Annotated in this window: 19 protein-coding genes; 14 read left to right on the top strand and 5 right to left on the bottom strand. The window is 43.9% G+C overall.

The window, feature by feature from the left end; all coding sequences use genetic code 11:
* Window positions 1–226 precede the first annotated feature (226 nt).
* From AC6I7V_RS07570 to pheT, 6 genes are all read left to right on the top strand, one after another.
* Window positions 227–1,015: a TetR/AcrR family transcriptional regulator gene (locus AC6I7V_RS07570; RefSeq protein WP_255230587.1), complete on the top strand. Its 789-nt coding sequence runs from the start codon at window positions 227–229 to the stop codon at window positions 1,013–1,015.
* A 188-nt stretch (window positions 1,016–1,203) separates the two neighbouring features.
* Entirely contained in the window at window positions 1,204–3,621 is a 2,418-nt protein-coding gene (locus tag AC6I7V_RS07565; RefSeq protein ID WP_498010589.1) for an efflux RND transporter permease subunit, read from the top strand.
* A gap of 79 nt (window positions 3,622–3,700) precedes the next feature.
* Window positions 3,701–4,486, top strand: coding sequence for an outer membrane lipoprotein-sorting protein (locus tag AC6I7V_RS07560; RefSeq protein WP_498011664.1), 786 nt, complete (start codon window positions 3,701–3,703; stop codon window positions 4,484–4,486).
* Between the two features lie 9 nt (window positions 4,487–4,495).
* Window positions 4,496–5,692, top strand: coding sequence for a hypothetical protein (locus AC6I7V_RS07555; protein WP_498010588.1), 1,197 nt, complete (start codon window positions 4,496–4,498; stop codon window positions 5,690–5,692).
* Window positions 5,693–6,087: 395 nt separating this feature from the next.
* Entirely contained in the window at window positions 6,088–7,071 is a 984-nt protein-coding gene (gene pheS / locus AC6I7V_RS07550) for a phenylalanine--tRNA ligase subunit alpha (protein WP_032548794.1), read from the top strand.
* Between the two features lie 18 nt (window positions 7,072–7,089).
* Window positions 7,090–9,477, top strand: a complete 2,388-nt coding sequence (gene pheT / locus AC6I7V_RS07545) for a phenylalanine--tRNA ligase subunit beta (protein WP_498010587.1) — start codon at window positions 7,090–7,092, stop codon at window positions 9,475–9,477.
* 414 nt (window positions 9,478–9,891) lie between these two features.
* Here the strand turns inward: pheT and AC6I7V_RS07540 are convergent, their stop codons facing one another.
* On the bottom strand, window positions 9,892–12,054 hold the full coding sequence (locus AC6I7V_RS07540) for a hypothetical protein (protein ID WP_255230592.1): 2,163 nt from the start codon (window positions 12,052–12,054) through the stop codon (window positions 9,892–9,894).
* 387 nt (window positions 12,055–12,441) lie between these two features.
* Between AC6I7V_RS07540 and AC6I7V_RS07535 the strand changes: the two genes are divergently transcribed.
* The 3 genes from AC6I7V_RS07535 (at window position 12,442) to AC6I7V_RS07525 (ending at window position 14,288) form a co-directional block, all read left to right on the top strand.
* Window positions 12,442–12,636: a hypothetical protein gene (locus tag AC6I7V_RS07535; protein WP_498010586.1), complete on the top strand. Its 195-nt coding sequence runs from the start codon at window positions 12,442–12,444 to the stop codon at window positions 12,634–12,636.
* A gap of 94 nt (window positions 12,637–12,730) precedes the next feature.
* Complete coding sequence (locus AC6I7V_RS07530) at window positions 12,731–13,069, top strand: cytosolic protein (RefSeq protein WP_498010585.1); 339 nt, start codon at window positions 12,731–12,733, stop codon at window positions 13,067–13,069.
* Between the two features lie 292 nt (window positions 13,070–13,361).
* Window positions 13,362–14,288: a hypothetical protein gene (locus AC6I7V_RS07525; protein WP_498010584.1), complete on the top strand. Its 927-nt coding sequence runs from the start codon at window positions 13,362–13,364 to the stop codon at window positions 14,286–14,288.
* 91 nt (window positions 14,289–14,379) lie between these two features.
* Here AC6I7V_RS07525 and AC6I7V_RS07520 read toward each other — a convergent pair whose 3' ends face one another.
* Complete coding sequence (locus tag AC6I7V_RS07520) at window positions 14,380–15,888, bottom strand: DUF3360 domain-containing protein (protein ID WP_255230594.1); 1,509 nt, start codon at window positions 15,886–15,888, stop codon at window positions 14,380–14,382.
* 445 nt (window positions 15,889–16,333) lie between these two features.
* On the opposite strand from AC6I7V_RS07520, the gene AC6I7V_RS07515 reads away from it, so the two are divergent.
* On the top strand, window positions 16,334–17,206 hold the full coding sequence (locus AC6I7V_RS07515) for a patatin-like phospholipase family protein (protein ID WP_498010583.1): 873 nt from the start codon (window positions 16,334–16,336) through the stop codon (window positions 17,204–17,206).
* A 133-nt stretch (window positions 17,207–17,339) separates the two neighbouring features.
* Here the strand turns inward: AC6I7V_RS07515 and AC6I7V_RS07510 are convergent, their stop codons facing one another.
* Complete coding sequence (locus tag AC6I7V_RS07510; RefSeq protein WP_498010582.1) at window positions 17,340–18,143, bottom strand: MetQ/NlpA family ABC transporter substrate-binding protein; 804 nt, start codon at window positions 18,141–18,143, stop codon at window positions 17,340–17,342.
* Between the two features lie 520 nt (window positions 18,144–18,663).
* Here AC6I7V_RS07510 and AC6I7V_RS07505 point away from each other — a divergent pair.
* Window positions 18,664–19,527 (top strand): polysaccharide lyase family 7 protein, encoded by an 864-nt coding sequence (locus AC6I7V_RS07505; RefSeq protein WP_255230600.1) that lies wholly within the window; start codon window positions 18,664–18,666, stop codon window positions 19,525–19,527.
* 117 nt (window positions 19,528–19,644) lie between these two features.
* On the opposite strand, the gene AC6I7V_RS07500 is transcribed toward AC6I7V_RS07505, so the two are convergent.
* Both AC6I7V_RS07500 and AC6I7V_RS07495 read right to left on the bottom strand, forming a co-directional pair.
* A complete protein-coding gene (locus AC6I7V_RS07500) occupies window positions 19,645–20,553 on the bottom strand; it encodes a dienelactone hydrolase family protein (RefSeq protein WP_498010581.1) in 909 nt (302 codons plus the stop codon).
* Between the two features lie 198 nt (window positions 20,554–20,751).
* The gene (locus tag AC6I7V_RS07495; protein ID WP_255230602.1) at window positions 20,752–21,246 is read right to left on the bottom strand and encodes a YcxB family protein; all 495 of its coding nucleotides are present in this window, start codon (window positions 21,244–21,246) and stop codon (window positions 20,752–20,754) included.
* Window positions 21,247–21,558: 312 nt separating this feature from the next.
* On the opposite strand from AC6I7V_RS07495, the gene AC6I7V_RS07490 reads away from it, so the two are divergent.
* Genes AC6I7V_RS07490 through AC6I7V_RS07480 form a run of 3 tightly spaced genes read left to right on the top strand, consistent with a single transcriptional unit; the run spans window position 21,559 to window position 24,313 of the window.
* Window positions 21,559–22,452 (top strand): metal ABC transporter substrate-binding protein, encoded by an 894-nt coding sequence (locus tag AC6I7V_RS07490; protein WP_498010580.1) that lies wholly within the window; start codon window positions 21,559–21,561, stop codon window positions 22,450–22,452.
* Between the two features lie 59 nt (window positions 22,453–22,511).
* On the top strand, window positions 22,512–23,393 hold the full coding sequence (locus AC6I7V_RS07485; RefSeq protein WP_498010579.1) for a manganese/iron ABC transporter ATP-binding protein: 882 nt from the start codon (window positions 22,512–22,514) through the stop codon (window positions 23,391–23,393).
* Window positions 23,393–24,313 (top strand): metal ABC transporter permease, encoded by a 921-nt coding sequence (locus tag AC6I7V_RS07480; protein WP_498011663.1) that lies wholly within the window; start codon window positions 23,393–23,395, stop codon window positions 24,311–24,313. Before AC6I7V_RS07485 ends, AC6I7V_RS07480 begins: the two co-directional genes overlap by 1 nt.

Genomic DNA, 24,313 nt, shown 5'->3' with positions numbered 1-24,313 from the left:
TTACCAGAAATGATTCATCAGTCGAATAAAATTATAAAATCAACTTGATCTGATCAATGTTTGCGCTATTATGACGATAAGTCAAAAATGACGAAGCGTCACAAAATGGCAGCGTACATGATTATGGGATTCATGTTATTATATTGAGTAGGAGTATTGTTTAATACAGACAAGGTTTAAAACAGACCATGCCATTATATAGGCTGAGTTAAGGTACGGACTAAATATGAAGTTTGGCTTAGGTTGCAAAGATGAAATTAAAGGAATGCTGGGGTGTGTCTCGGGCATGACTAAAAAACAACAAGCGATCGCAGAACGCGAGGTAGAGCTTATGTTGTTGGCAAGAGATATCGTTCGAGAGCAGGGTTTTGGTAACTTAACTATGGATAAGCTGACCGCTGCAAGCTCTTACTCAAAAGGGACGATATACAACCATTTTTGCAGCAAAGAAGACGTTGTTTTAGCCCTGTGCATTCATTCACTTAAAACAGAGGCGATGTTGTTTGCGCGCTCTGCGGAGTTTGAAGGCACAAGCCGTGAAAAAGTAATGGCACTGCACGTTGCATACCGAATTTATGCACGTATGGAACCGGTACTTTCAACCTGTGCAATTATGGCCAAGAGCCCTTGGATACTAGAGAAGGCTTCGCCAACAAGAGTACAAGAGCTTAATCAACTCGAAGAGATGGTGATTCAGCATGCGGATGATTTGGTTAATCGTGCGGTTGAGGCTGGAGATTTGAAATTCTCTTCTGGGATTGGGTCTGATGCGATTGTCTTTGCTAACTGGTCTATCGCTTTTGGTTCAAACGCCTTGAATCAAAATGCGTCTAACAGTCACTGTATTAAACGAATCCAAGACCCATACTCTGTGCTGCACAACGCTAATATGCTTTTAGATGGCTTGAACTGGCAACCGCTCTCTTCGGAATGGGATTATAAAAAGACCTGGCGCCGAGTAGAGCAAGAGTTGTTCAGTGAAGAAGTTGCTTATCTAGAATCTGTTGGTCGTTAAGTTTAGATAGCCCATTGCGCAAGTTAATGGGTTATTTTAGCGCCATTAGTGACGAATCGTCAAAAAGATGAATTGATTTAGGTTGTATCGAGTCAGTTCTTAATTTTGACCTCATTTTGTATGTTTGCCAGCGAATTGCTGGTTTTTAAATGTACATTTATGACGAATCGTCACATATGGAGACTGTGATGGAACCCCAAAATCAACCATCAGAAACACAGAGCGCTTGGTATACGTTACCCACCCAACGCTCGTTTATAACCTTATTCGTAATGTTAGCAGTGATCGCCGTTGCTACGTTCGGTGCTAAGAACCTCTATTTTAGAGGTGATTACAATATCTTCTTTGAAGGAACCAACAAACAGTTGATGGCGTTTGACGAGATTCAAACCACCTTCGCCAAAACAGACAACCTTTCCATTGTGATCGCCCCAGACGATGGCAATGTTTTCACGCCAGAGACTTTGACTCTGATCCAGAGCCTTACCGTCGATTCATGGCAAATTCCATACTCTAGCCGTGTTGACTCCATCGCTAACTATCAACATACCGAAGCACTCGAAGATGACCTCTTGGTAGAAGATCTCTTGTATGAAGAGTACGAACACACCCCCGAGCGTATTGCAAAAGTAAAACAGATCGCGTTAAACGAACCACTACTTAAGAATGCATTGGTGTCTGAGTCTGGTGATGTGACGATTGTTAACGTGACGGTGCAATTACCAGAAGTGGACAAAACCGCGGAAGTTCAAGAGGTCATCACGGCCATTAACGCTATGATCGGCAAATACCAAGCTGACTATCCGAATGTTGATTTCTACAAAGCGGGCATCATAGCCATGAATGACGCCTTTATGACTTCAGCTCAAGAGGACAGCTCAACGCTAGTGCCTTTAATGCTGTTGGTAGTGTTGGTATTTCTCACCTTGATGCTGCGCTCCTTCTTTAGCGTTGTAGCAACCCTTGTGGTGATTATCTCTTCTATCCTAGCAACAATGGGGTTATCTGGTTGGGCAGGCATGTTTTTAAGCACTGCAACCGTGAATGTGCCTACATTGGTGTTAACCCTAGCGGTCGCTGATTGTGTTCACGTGATTGTGACCATGCGCCAAGCCATGCAGCGCGGAATGATCAAAGCCGAAGCAATTCAATACAGCATCAAGCTTAACTTCATCCCGATTCTAATCACGTCAGTGACCACGGCGATTGGTTTCTTGATGATGAACATGTCGGACTCTCCCGTACTGCGTGACTTCGGTAACTTGTCTGCACTGGGTGTGATGATCGCATGTTTGCTGTCAGTCTCTCTGCTGCCTGCACTGCTTAACCTGTTGCCTGTGAAGCGCCTTGCGCCATCCACTACTGAGTCTGAAAAAGTAACCTTTATGGACAAGTTGGGCGATTTTGTAGTGAACAATCGCAAAACCTTATTGCCTGGTTCTGCGCTAGTGATCGTGATTGCTGCGGCCTTGATTCCACTTAATAAAGTCAACGACGAATCGGTGAAGTACTTTGATACCTCAAACGAGTTTCGCCAAGCCGCTGACTTTATGGAGCAGACGATCAGTGGCATGACCAACCTGAGCATCGCGATAAAAACCAACGAGTCTCAAGGCATTGCTGATCCTGTGTTCTTGCAAGCGATAGGCGACTTTACTGAGTGGTTACGCGTTCAACCAGAAACCGACCATGTCGCGACACTGTCAGATGTTTATAAGCGTTTGAATAAAAACATGCATGGCGATGATCCTAGCTATTATCAATTGCCACTCGATCGTGAACTCGCGGCGCAATATCTGCTGCTGTACGAGATGTCTCTGCCTTACGGATTGGACTTGAACAACCAGATCAACGTCGATAAGTCCTCAATCAAAATGGTACTCACCGTCGATAACCTTGGCAGTGTGGAGCTAGTGGAACTTGAAGAGCGTATCTACGCATGGTTTGCAGCCAATGCGCCTCAATATGAAGTGGTCGCATCCAGCCCATCACTGATGTTTGCTCACATTGGTGAAACTAACATGGCGAGCATGCTCTCTACCTTGCCAATTACGCTCGTGCTTATCTCTGCGCTGATGATCTTCGCTCTGCGTTCCGTTCGCTTGGGTGTAATTAGCCTAGTACCAAACATTGCACCAGCGATCATTGGCTTCGGTTTATGGGCGCTTATCTCAGGCGAAATCAACCTCGGATTATCGGTCGTTGTCACGCTTACCTTAGGTATCGTGGTGGATGATGCAGTCCACTTCTTGAGTAAGTACCAGCGCGCACGCAAAGAAGGTCAGTCAGCTGAACAGGCGGTACGTTACGCCTTCCACACTGTGGGCCGCGCATTGTGGATCACCACAGTGGTGCTTGTGGCTGGCTTTAGTGTACTCGCGCTATCTGGTTTCAGACTCAACGCCGACATGGGTTTATTGAGTGCCATTGTTATCTTCATCGCACTGGTTGTGGATTTCATCTTGCTACCAATCTTGCTGATGATTTTCGACAACGAGAACCACTACGTGAGCGACGCAAAAAAGCAAACGCCAGAGACACGAACCACCTCAGCGAATCAAACACAGCCCAACCCAGCTGCTCAACTATCCACTTCGACCAAATAAGGAAATGTCAGCCTGCGGATATGGGCTGACCAAGGAGATCATGATGAAAAACACCAAATACTCGATCAAAAAGAAAACAATGTTGACGTCAATCATAACAGTAGGGGCGCTGACCATAGGTACATTTGCGACTCTACCTGCGTTGGCTGATCCTGCAAAAGGGCTAGAAATCGCGGAAAAACGCAAAAACCTAGACACTGGTTGGGGTGATTCAGTGGCAACGATGGAGATGCTGCTTAAAAACAAACAAGGGGAGAGCAGCACCCGTTTAATGCGATTGAAATCATTAGAGGTGGAAAACGATGGCGACAAAGGCTTGACCATTTTTGATGAGCCGCGCGATGTAAAAGGCACCGCTTTCCTTAACCATTCGCACATCACCGAGCCAGATGACCAATGGTTGTATCTTCCTGCTCTGAAACGTGTGAAACGCATCTCTTCACGTAACAAGTCGGGTCCATTCATGGGCAGTGAGTTTGCTTACGAAGACTTGAGTTCATTCGAGCTAGAAAAGTACACCTTTAACTACGTGGAAGATGCCAAACTCGATGGAGTAGAGACCTTTGTATTGGAGCAAGTGCCAACCGATAAAAACTCCGGTTACACCAAACAGAAAGTGTGGCTCGACCAAGAGCACTATCGCCCAATGAAAGTCGAATTTTACGACCGTAAAGGTGCACTGCTAAAAACCTTGTCATTCCAAGATTACAAACAGTACCTGAACCAGTATTGGCGTGCTCATACTATGGCAATGCAGAACCACCAAACGGGTAAAAGTACTGTTCTTACCACAACGGATTTGGTGTTCCAGAATGGGTTAGAAGATCGCGACTTCCAAAAGAACACCCTTAAGCGAGCGAAGTAGGGCATTAATATGAAAAGGAATATGTTACTCGGCTCGCAGTTGGCGGTGACCATCGCTGCAACACTCGGTTTAATGAGTGTCTCTGCAATGTGTCATTCGATAGAGTTAGCGGGACAAGTCAATGTAGAGCATCGTCAGTTTTTCAGTGACGGCTTACAGGGGCAAAGCAAAGAGCAAACCTCATTAGTGCTACAACCTGAACTCTATTGGGAGCAAGAAGAGGGCAACGGCAGCTTTACCTTTATCCCGTTTTATCGCTTCGATAGCCAAGACGACGAACGAACACACGGTGATGTTCGTGAGGCGCTTTATCTCACTTATTGGGATGACTATGAACTGCGTGCCGGTGTTGGCAAAGTGTTTTGGGGTGTGACGGAATCGGCGCACTTAGTCGATGTGGTTAACCAAACCGACGCCATTGAATCGGTCGATGGCGAAGCCAAACTTGGTCAACCTATGGTGCACTTCACCTCTGTCAAAGAGTGGGGTACGGTGAATGCCATGCTCCTGCCGTATTTCAGAGAGCGCACCTTTGCGGGAGAAGATGGAAGGCTACGTCCAACCATCCCTGTTTCTGACGATGCCCTGTATGAATCCTCGAGAGAAGAAAAGCACGTCGATGTCGCGCTGCGCTATAGCCAAATGTACGGTGATTGGGACGTTGGCTTGAGCTACTTAGCGGGCACCAACCGCGACCCATATTTTCGCTTTGAAGGGAACAAGCTCAAACCTTACTACGCGCAAATGCAGCATGTCGGGTTGGATGTTCAAGGCATTGTTGGCGACTGGCTACTCAAGCTAGAAAGTGTTTATCGCGACAGTTTCGATAATCATACAGGGCTAGTGACAGGCTTTGAATACACTTGGGTCGGGGCGTTGGATTCGTATTGGGACATTGGCTTTCTGGCAGAATATCTGTATGACAGCCGAGGCAACAATGCGCAAAACGTAGGGCAAAACGATCTGTTTGTTGGGACACGATTTGCACTCAACGATGAAGATGGTACTGAAGTTCTGGTTGGCATGACACAAGACTTAGACAACAGTGATGTTTACAGCGCTCGTCTAGAAGCCTCAGCGCGAATCAATAACCATTTCAAATGGCGATTGAATGGCTGGTTGTTCGAGAACGAAACGCCGGAAGATTTGCTCTTCTTCGCGAGAAAGGATGACTTTGTCGAAGTGGCAATCGAATATTATTTCTAGAAACTGACATCAAAAATAGACACTTAAGCCTTTTGGTTATTAAACAAATTAATCACTTAAACAGTTAAGCTGTGAAACAGTTAAACAATGGGCTCTGACATAGGGCCCATTTTTGTATTTAGAAGTGTCATCTACTGTTCATCAAGCCTGATTAGCATCAAGTTGTACAGCATAGCTATGTTTGAAAACGACAACTTTTGCCTGTTTCTGGGGAAGACTCAGCGGTATTTGGTTTCAATGACATTAAAGAAGGCTAAATTTGTCGTGTTTTTAGTCAATAACTTGTTCTTTTGGCAATTCAATTTGGCATTAGTAGCTGGTTTGATTACTATGTGTAGCTATCGAAAAAACTAATCATCCGATACGGACACTACCAGAAGGTAGATGAGGAAACGATGCAACATCTAGAAGAGATCATTGCTAATGCAACGACAGCGATTGAAAGCGCTGATTCGTTAGTCGCACTTGATGAAGTGCGAGTTCAGTATTTAGGTAAGAAAGGTGAACTAACTTCACAGCTTCAAAGCCTAGGTAAACTACCACCTGAAGAGCGTCGCACTGCTGGTCAAGAGATCAACAAAGCGAAAGGTGCTGTTCAACAAGCGATCGCAGCTCGCAAAGACGCACTACAACGTGCAGAGCTAGAAGCGAAACTGGCTGAAGAGACAATCGATGTGAGCCTACCAGGTCGTCGCATTGAGAACGGTGGTCTACACCCAGTAACACGCACAGTTGAGCGTATTGAACAGTTCTTTGGTGAGCTAGGCTTTAACACTGAGTCTGGTCCTGAGATTGAAGATGCATTCCACAACTTTGATGCACTAAACATCGCAGAAGATCACCCAGCTCGTACTGACCACGATACCTTCTTCTTTAACCCAGACCTAATGCTACGTACGCACACTTCTGGTGTTCAAATCCGTACAATGGAAAACGGCAAGCCTCCTTTCCGTTTCATCGCTCCGGGTCGTGTTTACCGTAACGACTACGACCAAACTCACACGCCAATGTTCCACCAAGTGGAAGGTATGCTGGTAGATGAGAACGTAAACTTCGCTCAGCTGAAAGGTATTCTGAACGACTTCCTATGTAACTTCTTTGAAGAAGAAGTAGAAGTGCGTTTCCGTCCTTCATTCTTCCCATTCACAGAGCCTTCAGCAGAAGTTGACGTGAAACGTAAAGATGGCAAATGGCTAGAAGTTCTAGGTTGTGGCATGGTTCACCCTAACGTACTTCGCTCTGTAGGCATCGACCCTGAGAAATACTCTGGTTTCGCATTCGGTATGGGTGTTGAGCGTCTAACAATGCTTCGTTACGGCGTAAATGACCTTCGTGCGTTCTTCGAGAACGACCTTCGTTTCCTAAAACAATTCAAGTAATCCGGGGCAGTCAAAACTATGAAATTCAGTGAATCTTGGCTACGCGAGTGGGTTAAACCTGCAATTAACAGCGAAGAGCTAGCTCACCAAATCACTATGGCTGGTTTGGAAGTTGACGATGTAGAACCTGTTGCTGGTGAATTCACCGGCGTTAAAGTAGGTAAAGTGGTTGAGTGCGGTCAGCACCCAGACGCAGACAAACTACAAGTTACAAAAATTGATATCGGTGAAGAAGAGCTGTTAGACATCGTATGTGGTGCATCTAACTGTCGTCTTGGCCTAACTGTAGCAGTTGCAACAGTTGGCGCAGTACTTCCTGGTAACTTCAAAATCAAGAAAGCAAAACTACGTGGCGTTCCATCGCACGGCATGCTTTGTTCTTTCTCTGAGTTAGGTATCGACGTAGAGTCAGACGGCATCCTTGAGCTACCAGAAGGTACAACTCTAGGCATGGACGTTCGTGAACTTCTAGATCTAGAAGACGTAGCGATCGACGTAGACCTAACAGCTAACCGCGCTGACTGTTTCAGCATCCGTGGTCTTGCTCGTGAAGTTGGCGTACTAAACCGCGCAGACGTTACAGAGCCAGCAGTTGAAGCTGTTGCTACAAGCATTGAAGACACAGTATCTGTTGAAATCAAAGCAACGGATGCGTGTCCACGTTACCTTGGCCGTGTGGTTAAGAACGTAAACGTGAAAGCGGAATCTCCAATCTGGATGCAAGAAAAACTGCGTCGTTGTGGTATCCGTTCAATCGACCCAGTTGTAGACATCACAAACTACGTGATGCTAGAGCAAGGCCAACCAATGCACGCATTTGATCTCGCTAAGATCGAAGGTGGCATCGTGGTGCGTCTAGCAGAGCAGGGCGAAAAACTAACACTTCTAGATGGCAACGAAGCTGAACTAAACAGCAACACGCTTGTTATCGCTGACCATAACAAAGCACTAGCAATCGCTGGTATCTTTGGTGGTGAAGAGTCTGGTGTAACAACTGAAACTACAGACGTTCTTCTAGAAGCAGCATTCTTCGCACCGGATCACATCCGTGGTCGCGCACGTGCTTACGGCCTACACACTGATTCTTCTCTACGTTTCGAGCGTGGTGTTGATTCAACACTTCAGCTAGCTGCTATGGAGCGTGCAACACAGCTTCTAGTTGAAATCTGTGGTGGTGAAGTTGCGCCAGTAAACGGTAGCGAATCTGAAGCTGATCTACCAAAAGCAAACGTAGTATCTCTACGTCGCGCTAAGCTAGACAGCCTACTAGGTCACGAAATCCCATCTGAAGACGTGGTAGAAATCCTAACTCGTCTAGGTTGTGAAGTTGAGACTACGGACGCAGGTTGGACGGCAACGTCTCCATCTTGGCGTTTCGATATCGCAATCGAGCAAGACCTAATTGAAGAAGTAGGTCGTATCTACGGTTACGATAACATTCCAAACCAAGCGCCTAAAGCGGCACTTAAGATGAACGACCACAAAGAAGCTGAACAACCGCTTAAGCGCGTTCGTGATCTTCTAGTTGACCGTGGCTACCACGAAGCAATCACATACAGCTTCGTTGAGCCAGAGCAGCAAAAACTGATCGTTCCAGATGTTGAACCGCTAATCCTGCCATTCCCAATCTCTGCGGATATGTCAGCTATGCGTCTTGGCCTAATCCAAGGTCTTCTAAACACAGTTGTTCACAACCAGAAGCGTCAACAGCCACGCGTTCGTCTATTCGAATCTGGCCTACGTTTCATCCCAGAAGCATCAGCTGAAAACGGCATGCGTCAAGAAGTAATGCTAGCGGGCGTTATCTCTGGTACTCGCGGTGAAGAGCACTGGGACGTTGCAACTAACACTGTTGACTTCTTTGACCTGAAAGGCGACCTAGAAGCAGTTCTAGAGCTAACAGCGAATGAGAAGGCTTACAGCTTTAAAGCAGCTAAGCACCCAGCACTTCACCCAGGTCAAACTGCGGCTGTCGTAGTAGACGGCAAAGAAGTGGGTATCATTGGTACTGTTCACCCAGAACTAGAGCGTAAGTTTGGTCTAAACGGCCGTACTATCGTATTCGAAATCGAATGGGCAGCTATCAACACTCGCGTGCTTCCAGAAGCAGTAGCAGTATCTAAGTTCCCTGCAAACCGTCGTGATATCGCGGTTGTTGTGGACGAAGCAGTCGCTTCTGGCGACATCGTAGAAGCGTGTATCGCAGCTGGTGGCGAATTCCTAACAGACGCTAAACTGTTCGACGTTTACGTAGGTAAGGGCGTAGAAGAAGGCAAGAAGAGCCTAGCTATCGCACTGACTCTACAGTCTGTAGAGCGCACACTAGAAGATGCAGACATCGCTGGTTCAGTAGATGCAATCGTAGCTTCAATCTCAGAGAAATTCGGCGCAGCACTTCGCGACTAATCTCTTCTGATAGATAGAAAAACCAAAGGCCTCGCATTGCGAGGTCTTTTTTGTTGGGTAAGGAGTAGGGTGTTAATTCGTCATTGGACAATTGTCATTTTCGGAAAATCGAACATTAGCAATTAATTAATAACTTTTTATAAGGCAAACTTGCCAATTAGTGCGCCTTTGTACAGTGCGCACTTTGTCACTTTGAGTTAGGTGGGGCTAGTTTCACATTTGAAGTGGCAGCGTCACGTATCGGTACTTTTACACTCCCTACTGGCCAACTGGTATCATCTCAACAGGTACTGACGGGTATTGTGCTGCTAGAAATACAATCAGAATTAGAAATTAAAACTTCACGAAAGCTGTTAAGTTACGCTAGGTTACTAGCATCACTAAAGTAAAAAAGAGGGCATTAGCCCTCTTAAATTATGTAAGACCACTTATCTCATTGTATAAATCAATCAAGTGAGTAATCGATAAATCTAAAATTGGCTCATACATAAATGAGTTTAAGTGAATGTTTGAACATACGGTGACACTAACTTTTTTAAGTGTAGCTAAATGTTGTGAATCTGGAAATTGAGTTTCGAATTCTTTACCTAAGAGTTTGCCATAGGAAAATTGAGTACTCCAATAATCGGCTCCCTTAACTGTTCTCAATTCCTCAGTTATAAACTTTTCTGCTTTTACTCGAATTGCTATGGATAAAAGAACCTTATCTTGTAAGTTAACACCTTCATGATCAGCTTGGCTGACGATTGAGTCTGCGGTATCAAAAAGTAAATCAATCATATAGGAATCCTGATTATCAGGACTATGTTCAGTAGAAAATACCTGATTATATACCTCGAAATATTGACCAACGGTTATGTCACTAGAGCCTTGCTTCCAATGTAGTAATTTTGTCAGAAGTCGATAGCCTTCATCGTCCATGCCAGTCGTAAACTCAATTAGGTTTCTAGTGAATGGTACGCATGAATATAGAATTGAATTAGAAGTTGTTACGTTTTTCTTCCAAAGCCCAACAAAGATGTTTCGTACTCCCTCTGATTGAACAAGTTGCAACTCTGTCTCTGATTTATTCACCATTAAACATCGTTTATCAGGGATAAATGACAGCAATAGAGAACGGTAGAAATCGAAGTTATGAGTTAGGATTACTTGATAAAAGAACTCTGTTTTATTCAAGTCATCTAGATACTGCAAAATTGCATGCTTGTTTTTATAGTCGAAAGAATCAGCTACATCGTCAATTATGAAGATTGTTTCTAGAGACTCCCTTTTTCTGTACTCAACGTCAAAAATAAAGCTAAGCAAGTACAAAGCTCGGCGTTCTCCTTGGCTGAGGGCGGAGATTTCATGACGTTCGCATTCTAGGGTGTCTTCTTTATCTGTAAATATGAACTTCAATACAGCTTTTGATTTTCCTAGAATTGCGTCAGATTGATTAAACAAACCTAACTTGAATGGCATATCGACAAAACGAGAGTTAAAAAGTTCTATTGCATCTAGCCATTGAGGGGCTTCTTGAGCAGCTTGCTCCTCAAGTTTTTGGATCTGTTCTTTATTCGATTCCCATGCTGACAAAAAAAGATCTACTTCAGGACAGTTCTCAATATACATTCGCCATAGTTCTTGTTTGAACCATTCGCGTTTGCCAGGATTCAAATTAACAATTAAGGATTCAGCTTCAGTTGGACTGCTAGACTCTAAGAGAGTTTGGATTGCCATAGATTGAGCATTTTTTGCCAATTTAGTTTTGAGAGTTTTGAGCTTTGTGTCTGTATCTATCCCTTTGTTTACTTCTTTAATTTTTTCTTTAAACTCTTCTAGCCCAATGTCTCCGGTGTCACCTTGTATTTTTATGGTATGACCAGCGTCGAAAAAAGCGTTTTTTTCTAGAGCATCACGACTGGCGTCAGCTTGGTTAGGATTAAAAACTCCTTTTAGATATAGTCCTCCACTTGATTTAAAAACATCGTCATAGCGTTCAAGAAACTCTCGTGCTTTTAATACAAACTCGGGACTGTCTAGTACTTCTACTGCCTTTTGATGAAAAACATCGGCATAAAAAACTTTATCTGATGAGAATGTAGGTGAAATAGTTTTTGCTTTTTTCAGAGATTCGATAAGTGACTGCGCAGGGAAATCTTTACGAATTGTTTCTTCTACGTCAGCTTTTTTAACCTTTGATAGTTTTTGAAGTTTCGAAAGCATTTTAGATTTAGCACTTTCAATATCTTTAACTAATGAATCATATTTCTCTTTACTTTCTCTGTTGATCAAAAGGTTAGTGACGGATTCGTCATCAGTGGTGAGATCTATGTTTGAATTGAGGACGTAAATATAATTTGGGTCTATCTGATCCCCCTTGAAATTAACATTCGCAGTCGAAGGGCGTTGAAACCTCTCTTCCTGAGGTTGTTTCTCTTGTCGTAAAGCATCAAATGTTCTGGTAAATGAGGTTTTCATTAATCCATTTGGAGCGTAGATGGCAAAAGCTCGATTTCCACGACCAGAAAAGTCGAAGTCATACTTTAATTCTGAAATTCCGTAACAATTCTTCAATTGCACATTTAATATAGTCATCCAAATCCCTCTAGTAACAAAGTCATCAATAGTGTTTATAAATCAATAGATTAGAGAAGATGGTATGTTACTCAATAAGAAAAGTGAAAGCCGACTTGACGATTTTGATAAGTAGACCTGATAGTCATGTGGAATTTACCCCGTAATACAACACGGGAATTCACGGCGAACAGTATTAGAAGAGTGGATAACTTTTAGTAAGGCAAAAGCTCATGAACAGAAGGTTTAAGCAACTTTGGGGCAGAAATGAGTTGGTTAAAGCACCATCACGAGAGCGGGCTTTATCTAAATTACTATTGACCTGTCTACAACTTCACACTTTATAGTGGCTATATTGATTGAGAGGGGCGCTTTCTGTGTTCCCTTCAAAGTAAGTAGAGAGACACTATGAAGCGTTTAATTCTAAACATCACATGCCTGATATTCATGGCACTTGGTAGCATGAATGCCATGGCTCATGATTCAAAGGTTAAGTACGATATTGCAATATCTCACGATGGTGAGCGAATTGCGTATGGCAAAAGTGGGAGTTGGTATGCGGGCTTATTGTCATACGTGGCTGGATCCCAGATAGGAAGGTAAACCAAGTCAGCTCTTGCTAATAGCCTCTCAATTTCTTCCACGCTTACTGCTCGATAGTGATAGAATCCCCGCACTAGAAATATCGAGAACCACTATGTTTATCCATCATGTAAACGGCATCGACTGGCTGGTGATTACTGCCTTTGAAGAACTGAAACCGATGTTTATTGAAGATGCTGGCCCAATCCCATCGTACTTCTCTATCAATAGCGAATTGAGCCTGATTGACCAAGCCAAGCGCAGCTATGGTTTTTTGCCAACACTTCGCGGCGTGATCACTGATACTGGCACATTCCAAAGCAAAGATCTTGAAGAAGATTTGAACCCGCAGCTAGCGTGTATCGTTGAAGGTCGTGGTCGCGTGTTTATCTACGACGGCGACTACGTGGCTTTTGTCGATGACGAGCAAACCTTCATTACCCGAATGGATTAAAGCCAGTGAAGTAGGGCAGTTAAGATCTAAATAGAAACCAAGGCCTCGCGTTTGCGAGGCTTTTTTGTGAGCGGAGGTTTTCTCGGTACATTCACATCAATTTGCGAGTCGCGACGGAATCTATCATCCATTAACCGTCCTATAACGGGTGTCTCATAGTTATATAAATGATTCATCAACCGCCCACTCTATAGGTAATTAGCTTTGTTTATATTGACCAAAGCTGAACGTACCCAGCGGGTGTTGGTTATTGAAAATAATCACTTTAACTCCGTAACTTAGGACGCCAGTTATGGCTAAGAAAATCATATTCATTCATGGTCGCGCTCAAAAGCCTGACAAAGCGCTACTTCAAGCACTCTGGTACGATGCGATAGAACATGGCTTGCTGAGAGACTATGGGGAGTCAGGTTCATTGCAAGCTTTTAGAAATGTCGATAAACGGTTTGTCTATTACGGTGAGCTTTCAAACTCATTGTTAAGAGAACCAGCGGAAGACCCTGTAAGTCGACAACAAGCCCTATCCGATCTCAAAGCGTACCAAACCAACCAGTTCGACGAAACAACGTATAGCGAAGTATCTAAAGTGGGCTTTCTAAAAGAGTCCTTAGCCGATACCTTTTCTGCGATATTGGGGCGGATGGGTGCGGCAGAAACGCTAGTTACAATGGCCGCACCGGATATGGCGCACTATTGGAATGAAGATACCTACTTTGGTAGCGATGTTCGGCATAGATTAATGCTCGAACTGAAGGAAGCACTTGATAATCAAAATGACGTAATGATTGTATCGCACAGCCTTGGTTCGATGATCAGTTATGACGTGTTATGGAAGTTATCTCACTATGGAGAGTACAGACACGATTATGGCGCTGATAAGAAGGTAGATCTATTGGTTACACTCGGTTCACCGCTGGGTGATGAAAACGTAAAAGACAGGCTCAAAGGCAGTCGCCTAAAAGGTGAGAAGAAGTACCCTTTAAACATTCAACGGTGGATAAACCTATCGGCAGAAGATGATTTTATCTCTCACGACAGTAGAATCAAAAACGATTATCAAGAGATGCTTGAGCTGGGGTTAGTACCCGGCGGGATGAAAGACATCTACCCAATTTATAACCTCAACATCCGCAACGGGAAAAGTAACCCGCACGCTTCAATAGGCTATCTTATCCACCCTGAATTCATTGCAGTACTGGATGAATGGCTCTTGAGTTAACTAGCTCTCGGTAATTTCTGGTTGAACAACAGATACAATAAGGCCTCGCGTGTACGAGGCCTTGTTCTTTCAAATTAAATGCTATTCGAGCTTAGCGGAAGCTTGGGATGATTGCTGGAATCCCCGGTAGAAGGCCAACCAATGCCATCACGCTTGTTAGAACAACAAACATAATGCCCGGTAGCACCCAACGACTCATTTTACTCAGCTCACCACTGCGTTCTTTACAGCCAACTAAGCCTAAGTTGTCTAATAGCATAGTGATAGACCAACCAAATGCTGGGTTCACAAGCGCTGATGAGAACACAACAATCGCGGCTGATTGAGTGGTTTTACCCTCACGCGTCATCTCCATGCCTGCCTCTAGCAGTGGAACGAATACACCCACAATCAGAGCTACACAAAGTACAGGTTGCCAGATAGCTAAATCCATCGGGTAGCCCCAAACAGCGGCGATGATACAGAACAGAGCCGTCAGCAAAGCTCCTGCCGGAATAGGGCGTTTCGCAATCGCTGCAGGTACGATGTAAGTACCCCATGAAGAGGTAAAGTTAGTCCCACCAAGTAGAGAACCAAAAGTTTGACGAATAGACGCTGTGGTCATAGTGTCATCAATGTTCATGTGTACTTTTTCAGTACGATCTGGGTAGCTGATCTTTTGGAATACTTGATGCCCCAAGAAATCGGGTGACCACATCGCTACCGCTAGAATCGCGAACGGCAGTACTACCATGAAGTGTTCAATCGTCGGTAGACCTAGCATCCAGCCAGTATCTTCTCCCCACCAATACATAGGGTTCATGTTCGGTAGACCTGGCTCGGTTTGGAACGAGAACGGCGCGCCCATAGCAAATGCAATCGTACCACCCAACAAACAGCTAAGAGGCACAGCTAACCAACGCTTACGGAAGTGCTCCAATAGCGCGTACAGGATAATGGTACAGAAGATCACGACAAAAGCGATGTGGCTCATATCGATTCCTTCAGCCCAAGCGAACAGCTTCTTCACTTGAGAAACGGTACCCACAAAGCCAAGGTAGAGCAGTAAACCGCCGCACACGCCTTTACTGGTGAGGTTGGCTAACATACTGCCTCCTTTACTGATGGCTAACAGCAAGCCAAATGCACCAATCAGTAAGCCAAACGCCATAGGGTGTCCACCAGCGGCAACCACGATAGGGATTAATGGAATAAGAGGGCCGTGTGTACCTGCAAGGTTAGCCGTCGGCAAGAGAAAACCAGAAAAAAGAATGATAAAAACAGAGGCGATAAGAAGTTCATAACGAACGTTTTCTAGGATGAAGCCTTCGTTTAGCCCAAGCGCTCCCGCAAAGGTGGCTGCAATCGCGCCCACCATCACCACTTTACCAATGGTCGCGGCCATCGCTGGGATGGTGTCTTCTATCTCGAATCGGTAATCTTTAAACGGCAAATTTGGGCGCCAGCGCTTAGGCGACATGATTTGTAATTCGTGCTCGAGATACTGCTCTCGCGAATCAAATTCCGAACTTGGTTTGTGTTGTTGTTCATAAGAGAGTTCGTCCTCATTGGTTTGAGGCTTCTCTGTTCGTATATTTAGGGACTCTAAAGTACTGCTCATTTTGATTCCTTTCTTTCACACTCTAAGGCGTGTTACTCCAACAAACGTAAGTGACTCACGGCACGAAGATTTAACAGAGTAATTGGCTCTGTTGTTTTGTTACATTGAACTTGCTGACTCTATTTTCTTTATAAGTAGACTTGTTATTTGTCAGTGAAACTGACCTACCTAGATATAAAAACAATACATCAACTTGTAATTAAAGAATTATTAACATTTGATTGTTAGTACCTTATACCAAACCAAAAAAAACAAATAGACTCAGTCAGTTAGACATTAGTAGTAGAGTGTTTATTGTTCTCGGCAAGCACTTTAAGCTGTTTGAACTTGATTTGCCGATGCATTTGGGGGTGCTGGTGGGCGGAATTTTCATCGCATGACACTGCGTGCTGTTAGACTAAGTGGTATGATTTTGACTAATCGCATGAATTAAAGGGTTAGCACGATGGCAAAAACGATCTCATTGGTACTTGGCAGTGGCGGCGCGAGAGGCTTGGTGCATGTTGGTGTTATTCGTTGGCTAATCGAACATGGTTATGAGATAAGATCTATTTCTGGCTGCTCAATTGGTGCGCTTATCGGTGGTGTGTATGCTGCTGGGAAGTTGGATGAATTTGAAGAGTGGATCACTAGTATTGATCAATCGAATATGACTATGCTGTTGGACTTCTCATGGCAATCGAGTGGTATGTTCAAAGGGGATAAGATCATAGATTCACTGCGTCAGCTGATCGGTGAGATTTCTATCGAAGAGCTATCTATTCCTTACACTGCCGTTGCTGCAAATGTCGCTTATGAGAAAGAGGTTTGGCTGCAATCTGGTTCTCTGTTTGACGCGATTCGCGCGTCTATTTCTCTGCCACTCTTCTTCACACCTCATGTCATTAATGGTCAAGAGCTTATTGATGGCGGAGTGCTTAACCCTGTTCCGATTGCGCCTACATTTGGTGATCATACAGACGTGACATTGGCGGTGAACTTAGGAGGGGAACCGGAGCCGCTTGAACAAAAAGTCACTCCCGTTTCATTGCCCACCAAAGAGAGTAACTTGCACGACAAGGTTGTTCATTTCATCGATAACCTAGGCACTAATGTGAAAAGTAAAATGAGCTTTAATTTTGCCGCTTACGACATTGCCAACCAAGCGTTTGATGCAATGCAATCGACCATCGCTCGCCAAAAATTGGCCGCTTATCCTGCTGATATTACACTTGAGATTCCGCGTAATGCCTGTGGTACGTTGCAGTTTGAACGGTCAAAAGAGATGATAGATAGAGGCTACCATTTAGCACAGGCTAAATTGGGTAATCGACTTTAAAATACAGAGAAAAAGAGAGTGTCTATTGAAACTGGGCTCGCGCCACTGTTCTTAGAGTTTGAGCCACTGTCCTTTGGTCTGGCGTTGTCTACTGAGTAGCAGACAACGCCAAAGTTAAGATGAACGCTTTAGCTTAATTAGCGGCTTCTATGGTGCCTTTGAAAGTACTGGCTAGAAAATCGTTTATCTCTTGCGAGTGATAAATTGAGATGATCTTTTTATACGTCTCATTATTTTTATCTTCTTCTCGCGTTGCCACCACCATCACGGCTAGAGGTGCGTCTTTGTTCTCTAAGTAAATCCCTTGTTTCTTAGGGTCGAGTCCAGCAGACATAACGTAGTTCATAGTGATTGCTGCTGCATCTACATCATCAAGCGAGCGAGGTAACTGAGCTGCATCCACCTCAACAAATCGAATGTTCTTTGGGTTGCTAACAATATCGCTTAACGATGCTTTGAAACCAACGTTTTCTTTTAATGAAATCAGCCCAGCATCTTCAAGCAGCAATAGCCCGCGCCCACCGTTCGTTGGGTCGTTTGGAATCGCGATTCGCGCGTTGTCTGGGATAGAATCAAGCGAAGTGTACTTGTTAGAGTAGATACCCATTCGCATCAAAATTGAACGTCCGATGGAGACCAGTTTACTATCGTGATTGTTGTTATAGTTGTCGAGAAATGGCTGGTGTTGGTAACTGTTCAGCTGGATACTTCCATCCTCTAATGCGGCATTGGGTGTGATGTAGTCTGAGAACTCGACCAGTTCAATGTTGATCCCTTGCCTCGCCGCTTCTTTCGCCACTGCCTGTACCACTTGCGCATGTGGGCCAACTGTCGCCCCAATCTTGATGACAGCCTCGTCTTTATTTCCACATCCTGTTACGCCGAATATGAATGCTAATGTTAGCAGGGATGCGGTGATTTTTTTGTAGCTGATCATGATAACTCCATTTAATTAACCAAAAGACATTTAGGTGTCTGGACGTCTATATTAGCTAATTATGCGATCGGGTCAATATGTTTCTCAGGAATAGGCTAAGATAGGCTTTCGTAGCCAACTTAACAGAAAAATATTATTGTATTTTAATAACCCTAATGAACTGTTGAAGCTATTGTGACTTGCCCAATCACAACACGCTTTTAACCTTGAACAGTTTTCAATCGTTAAGTGATAGGTTTTCCGACTTAAAAGCTAGAGAACGTAAACATCACATATTTCACATTAAGTTAGAGGTGTACGCGCCATTTTAAATATTGGGCAATACTCTATTCACAATTCTAATGTGATTTATCTCACTGCCTGAACGTTTTACCTCTGTTTAAGTAATACAATAGTGCTAGATCACAGTAATTGAGTGATTGTGTGAATACAATTCAAACTATAGGAATTCACAACGATGTGACTCTTTCTGATTGAAGCTTTTTATCAGAGAGTGTCGATTAATAGGGTAGTTAAAAACATGAAAAACATATTCAAAACTTGTTTCTTGGCAGCTGCGGTATCTTTAGCGTTTGGCGCAAATGCTTCAGATAAGGCTGCTCCAGCAGACTACGAACAATTTCAAGATGTATTAAAAGTGTCTAAGCTTCAGGCGTCTGATCCCGAAGGAAAATCGGGAAATAAGTCGGAGTATGCTTTAAACGGAGAGTTCGATGGTTTGGTGCTTGATAGCTTTTATGTAGACAAAGCATCGGAAGCGCTTGTGTTTAAAATGCCTGGTTACAAAAATCGTAGTGAAGTACGCATCTATAAAAACTTTAATGTCGGAGAGGCCGATAAATACTATCATTTGGGCGCAGAAATTAAGCCAATCAACCCACGCGCGTCAGTAGCTAACACGGACAAAGCGAAGAATGATGCGATCACATACCTTCAAGTACATAATGCGGGTAGTGTCTCTGCTGATTTCCCTGACGGTGTGTCTGGAGAAGGTTATATTCCACACCCACTAGTGCGCGTAGTTTATGAAGCTGAACGTAGTGGCAAGAACGATTGGTACTGGGCTGTAATTAAGAACAATGCTGTGAACTGTGGTTCGAAGAGTGGCAATAAGGGCACAGAAGAGTGTAAAAATGCGTATTTGAAGCTACCAATTGCACCAATCGCCAAAGAAGGTACAGACAAGTTTGATATCTATGTTGGTGGTAACAAGTTGATCATTAATCATAACGATAAAACGGCCATCAACCACGACATCACATATTGGAATGAGAAGAAAAGCTATTTCAAAGCCGGTGTTTATAACCAGTTTAAGAACGGAGAAAGTGAAGCTCATTTTTACAAGCTAACGTATTCGGTAGAAAGCGAGCCGGTAATTCGTTAATCATTTGTGATTTAATGAATCAATACAAGACCTCGCAGATGTGAGGTCTTGTTGCTTTGAAGCTGGGTGAATTAGCTCGCGGTTAACTGAACAGAAACAAGCTAATTCATAACCAAATTAAGAGAGTTTATTGCTGAAAAACTCGAGTGTCCGAGCCCATGCTAACTCTGCTTCTTCTTTCGCGTATCGACCTGTTGAATCGTTGTGAAAACCGTGGTTCACACCTTCATAGATGTAAGCGGTGTAGTCTGCCCCAATCTCTTTCAGTTCAGCTTCATAGTCTGGCCATGTCGCATTAACTCGTTTATCGATTCCGGCAAACTGTATGAGTAGTGGCCCCTTAACGTTTTTTCTTAAGTCTGGGGCTGCAGGAGTACCATAAAATGGAACACCAGCATTGAGTTGATCTGGTATGACGGCTGCCAACATATTCACGATGTAACCACCAAAGCAGAAGCCGACTGCACCGAGCTTTCCGTTACTTTTTACATGAGATTTTAAAAAGTTCGCTGCTGCAATGAAATCCTCTTCAATTTTGTCTCTCGACAGGGATTTCTGCATCACTCGACCTTCATCATCATTACCTGGATACCCGCCAAGTGAATGGAGCGCATCAGGAGCAAAGGCAATGAATCCTGCTGTTGCAAGACGTCTTGCCACATCCTTTATATATGGATTTAAGCCTCTATTTTCATGGACAACTAATACCACAGGTGCATTATCTTTTAACTGTGTAGGTACGACCAAGTAACCACGGCCTTCTCCGTGTCCTTTTGGGGAAGGGAAGGTTTCATAGGTGGCTTTGATGGATGGATCATTGAACGAGACTTGCTCTGCCTTAGCGTAATTGGGAATCAGTGCAGAAGTTAATGTTGTCATGGTTAAACCTACAACAGCTAACCCTGATAGACGAGCCATAAACTCTCGACGATCAATCAGCCCGTGCGCGTATTCGTCATACCAGTCAAAGGCTTCTTGTGGGATAGATCGAGTTTGTACTGATTGCGATTCGGCATTTTGATTCATAACTTTTCCTTGTTGTGAGTTCTTTTACCTGTCAACTATAGTAGAAATTCAGATAGTACCTGAACGTTCGCTCAAATATTTTGTGTTATTTGTTATACCAAAGTACATAAAGTTGATGACAGTCAGATAAAACGGCGGGTCGATCTGCACTTAGGACAAAGAAAAATGCCCACCCAAAAGGGCGGGCATTGATAGAAATTAGTTTGTTTTAGTTGCTTCGTGCTGTTCAACCATGAACGCTATTGCATCATCATTCAAACATGACTTGCTCACGTATTGGCGCTGTTTACCAATATGGATGATAAGGCCCAGTTCAGTCTGCTCAAGCTTGTCGATTTGGCTCCACTTGATAGTGTTCGTCGTTTTATAGTTTTTGTAACTTACTCCATTTAAGTCGCCTTTAAACACTACCTTGCTGCCCGAACCAGAGCTGATTCTTTGACGCCACAACCACCATGTTCTTTTACAGTAAACACTGAACGCTTCAATCACACTCAACACAATAAAGAACCAGCCTACATAACCGCTAGGTAACAGCTCAAATTCGAGTAAAACCCAACCAAAAATAAGGAACAGGAAAGCCTTTATGTAGGCCTTAGGAAACTGCGCAGGCATGCTAGTTTGGTCGTAGCATTCTGCAAAGAAAGTTTTGTCTAGGGTGTACTCTGTGGTGAAGCCAGGTTCTTTGGACATGTATCGTTACTTTTTGGTTCTTGTAAATAGGAAGCTTGTGCCACTGGTGTGTGGTATCAGCATTGTATCGCTTCTTAGTGCCTTTCTTTAGTTCTTTTAAGTCTGTTTTGTAAGTCGATACTACCAAATGATACACGCTCGATAGTGCTTGTTTAACGAAAAACGGGCGAGGTATCTCTGAATATTTGTCAAAAATTAACATTGATAATGAGAATTGTTCGCATTAGTATGTATTGAAAATACGAACAAATCGCACAAGTGTGGATGTGTTTGTACCGAATGTTAAAGATTCCTACCCTCGAGGAGACAGGTATGAAAAAACTCGCGGTGGCTGCTTCGGCGCTGCTTTTGGCCATGGCGCCATTAGTTAATGCTGCAGAAGATAAGATGAAGGTCGTTACTACTTTTACTGTTTTAGCTGATATAGCTTCAAATGTTGCAGGGGACGCTGCTGAAGTTGTGTCTGTCACAAAACCGGGTGCCGAAATTCATGGTTACGAACCTACACCGAAAGACATTGTTCGTGCTTCTGATGCTGATCTTATTCTGTGGAACGGCATGAATTTGGAATTGTGGTTTGAGCAATTTCTATCAAACATGAAAGACGTGCCGGCGGTAACACTGACTAAAGGTATTAACCCAATTCCTATCGCTTCGGGCTCTTATCAAGGTAAACCAAACCCGCATGCGTGGATGGGCTTAGATAATGCGCTCATCTATATCGATAACATCGTAGAGGCATTTGCTGAGCACGATCCAAGTAATGCGGCGATTTATGTAAAGAACGCAGCTGCTTATAAAGCCAAACTGAGAGCAACAATCGAACCTCTAAAAGACCAAATCGCTCAGATCCCTGACAGCAATCGTTGGTTAGTCACGTGCGAAGGTGCGTTTAGCTATCTTGCGAAAGATTTTGGCTTGAGAGAGCTGTACCTATGGCCGATGAATGCAGATCAAGTCGGTACTCCACAACAGGTACGCTCGGTGATTGATGGCGTGAAAAAGAACCAAATCCCGGTTGTCTTTTGTGAATCAACCGTCAATACCTCTCCAGCAAAACAAGTGGCAAGAGATACTGGTGCTCAGTATGGCGGCGAATTGTTTGTCGATTCGTTATCAACGGCTGATGGTCCGGTTCCTACGTATTTAGATCTGTTAAAAGTGACCTCGACTACCGTAGTGAATGGTCTTACGGCGACCAACTAAGACACATGTCCAACAACATTAGACACAATCAAACAGATATTGGGAGTAGAGCACCTGTTATGAATGATGTTAAAAATGAGGAACGCCTTGGCATTTCAGTCAGTGATGTAACGGTGACTTATCGTAATGGTTACACGGCCCTTTATGATGCGGACTTTACCGTTCCACAAGGATCGGTGACGGCATTAGTTGGTGTAAATGGAGCAGGGAAGTCGACTCTTTTTAAAGCCATTATGGGTTTTGTACCTATGTCTAAAGGGCAGATCCAAATACTGGGTGAGAGCGTTAAAAAAGCGCTCAAGAGTAACATGGTGTCTTACGTACCTCAGTCCGAAGAGATTGATTGGAGCTTCCCTGTTTTGGTTGAAGAAGTGGTCATGATGGGACGCTACGGTCACATGAATTGGCTACGTAGGCCTAAAGATGTTGATCATCTTGCGGTCGACCTGGCTCTTGAACGAGTCAATATGCTGGAATTTAGAAAGCATCAAATCGGTGAGCTATCTGGAGGTCAGAAGAAACGCGTGTTTTTGGCGAGAGCATTGGCACAAGAAGCCAAGGTGATTCTGTTGGATGAACCTTTTACTGGGGTTGATGTAAAAACTGAACATCAAATTATCGACCTTCTCAAATCACTTCGTGATGAAGGACATGTAATGTTGGTGTCGACACACAATCTTGGCTCTGTGCCAGAGTTCTGCGATAGAACCATTATGGTCAACAAAACAGTTTTGGCTTCAGGACCAATTGAAACGACGTACACAGAGGAAAATCTACAGCGCGTTTTTGGTGGCTCATTAAGACACTTCAAGTTAGGTGGTAATACACTTCATCACGATGAAGATACGAGGGAACTGACCATTCTTACGGACGATGAGCGACCATTCATTCAGTATGACGGTAAGGCGTTAACAACCAAAAAGACGGAGCCTCAATTATGATGGATCTGTTGTTACAACCATTTGGCTATGGCTATATGACTAATGCTATGTGGGTGTCTGCGTTAGTCGGTGGTGTTTGTGCGTTTCTATCTGCGTATTTGATGTTAAAAGGATGGTCCTTAATCGGTGATGCTCTGGGGCATGCCGTTGTACCGGGTGTCGCATTGGCTTATATGATTGGCCTTCCTTTTGCTTTCGGTGCTTTTATCTCAGGAGGAATAGCCGCAGGCACAATGTTGTTTTTGTCTGAGCGATCTGGCTTAAAAATCGATGTGATTATCGGTTTAGTCTTCACTTCATTTTTCGCACTTGGGCTTTTCCTTATTTCAATCAACCCCATCTCTGTCAGCGTTCAAACCATCACCATGGGTAACATTCTTGCGATTACACCTGAAGATACGCTTCAGTTAGTCGTGATTGGTGTCGTCACGCTGGTGGTTTTATTGGCGAAATGGAAAGATCTTATGGTGACATTTTTTGATGAGAACCATGCGAGATCCATAGGTCTGAATCCGGGTATTCTAAAGGCGATCTTCTTCACTCTTTTATCAGCGTCGATTGTTGCTGCTATGCAAACAGTAGGAGCGCTGTTGGTGATTGCTATGGTGGTGACGCCGGGTGCCACGGCATATCTGCTTTGTGATCGTTTTCCTCGATTGATTTTGGTGTCAGTCGTTATTGGCAGCACAACGAGTTTTGCCGGCGCTTACATCAGTTTCTTCTTAGATGGGGCGACAGGGGGCATTATCATTTGTCTGCAAACCATTATCTTCGTTTTGGCGTTTTTCTTTGCTCCCAAGCATGGTTATCTGGCTGCGCGTTTGAGGGCGAAAAAGGCACTAGCAAAGAGGCTAAGATCTGACAAGCGTGCCACTTCTCATTCACCACTTGAGCACTCATCTTTGGCAAAGGAGTATTAG

The sequence above is a fragment of the Vibrio sp. KUL70 genome (genome assembly GCF_059725515.1).
The sequence above is the reverse complement of the archived record's forward strand: the minus strand, read 5'-3'. Positions and strand labels throughout refer to the sequence as shown.

What these genes read in the sequence shown, in the direction of transcription:
- AC6I7V_RS07555 (WP_498010588.1), top strand. Translation starts at nt 4,496, where the DNA reads ATGAAAAGGAATATGTTACTCGGCTCGCAGTTGGCGGTGACCATCGCT.
- AC6I7V_RS07480 (WP_498011663.1), top strand. Translation starts at nt 23,393, where the DNA reads ATGGATCTGTTGTTACAACCATTTGGCTATGGCTATATGACTAATGCT.
- AC6I7V_RS07490 (WP_498010580.1), top strand. Translation starts at nt 21,559, where the DNA reads ATGAAAAAACTCGCGGTGGCTGCTTCGGCGCTGCTTTTGGCCATGGCG.
- AC6I7V_RS07565 (WP_498010589.1), top strand. Translation starts at nt 1,204, where the DNA reads ATGGAACCCCAAAATCAACCATCAGAAACACAGAGCGCTTGGTATACG.
- AC6I7V_RS07515 (WP_498010583.1), top strand. Translation starts at nt 16,334, where the DNA reads ATGGCAAAAACGATCTCATTGGTACTTGGCAGTGGCGGCGCGAGAGGC.
- AC6I7V_RS07500 (WP_498010581.1), bottom strand. Translation starts at nt 20,553, where the DNA reads ATGAATCAAAATGCCGAATCGCAATCAGTACAAACTCGATCTATCCCA.
- AC6I7V_RS07520 (WP_255230594.1), bottom strand. Translation starts at nt 15,888, where the DNA reads ATGAGCAGTACTTTAGAGTCCCTAAATATACGAACAGAGAAGCCTCAA.
- AC6I7V_RS07540 (WP_255230592.1), bottom strand. Translation starts at nt 12,054, where the DNA reads ATGACTATATTAAATGTGCAATTGAAGAATTGTTACGGAATTTCAGAA.
- AC6I7V_RS07570 (WP_255230587.1), top strand. Translation starts at nt 227, where the DNA reads ATGAAGTTTGGCTTAGGTTGCAAAGATGAAATTAAAGGAATGCTGGGG.
- AC6I7V_RS07510 (WP_498010582.1), bottom strand. Translation starts at nt 18,143, where the DNA reads ATGATCAGCTACAAAAAAATCACCGCATCCCTGCTAACATTAGCATTC.
- AC6I7V_RS07530 (WP_498010585.1), top strand. Translation starts at nt 12,731, where the DNA reads ATGTTTATCCATCATGTAAACGGCATCGACTGGCTGGTGATTACTGCC.
- AC6I7V_RS07535 (WP_498010586.1), top strand. Translation starts at nt 12,442, where the DNA reads ATGAAGCGTTTAATTCTAAACATCACATGCCTGATATTCATGGCACTT.
- pheT (WP_498010587.1), top strand. Translation starts at nt 7,090, where the DNA reads ATGAAATTCAGTGAATCTTGGCTACGCGAGTGGGTTAAACCTGCAATT.
- AC6I7V_RS07505 (WP_255230600.1), top strand. Translation starts at nt 18,664, where the DNA reads ATGAAAAACATATTCAAAACTTGTTTCTTGGCAGCTGCGGTATCTTTA.
- AC6I7V_RS07485 (WP_498010579.1), top strand. Translation starts at nt 22,512, where the DNA reads ATGAATGATGTTAAAAATGAGGAACGCCTTGGCATTTCAGTCAGTGAT.
- AC6I7V_RS07525 (WP_498010584.1), top strand. Translation starts at nt 13,362, where the DNA reads ATGGCTAAGAAAATCATATTCATTCATGGTCGCGCTCAAAAGCCTGAC.
- pheS (WP_032548794.1), top strand. Translation starts at nt 6,088, where the DNA reads ATGCAACATCTAGAAGAGATCATTGCTAATGCAACGACAGCGATTGAA.
- AC6I7V_RS07560 (WP_498011664.1), top strand. Translation starts at nt 3,701, where the DNA reads ATGTTGACGTCAATCATAACAGTAGGGGCGCTGACCATAGGTACATTT.
- AC6I7V_RS07495 (WP_255230602.1), bottom strand. Translation starts at nt 21,246, where the DNA reads ATGTCCAAAGAACCTGGCTTCACCACAGAGTACACCCTAGACAAAACT.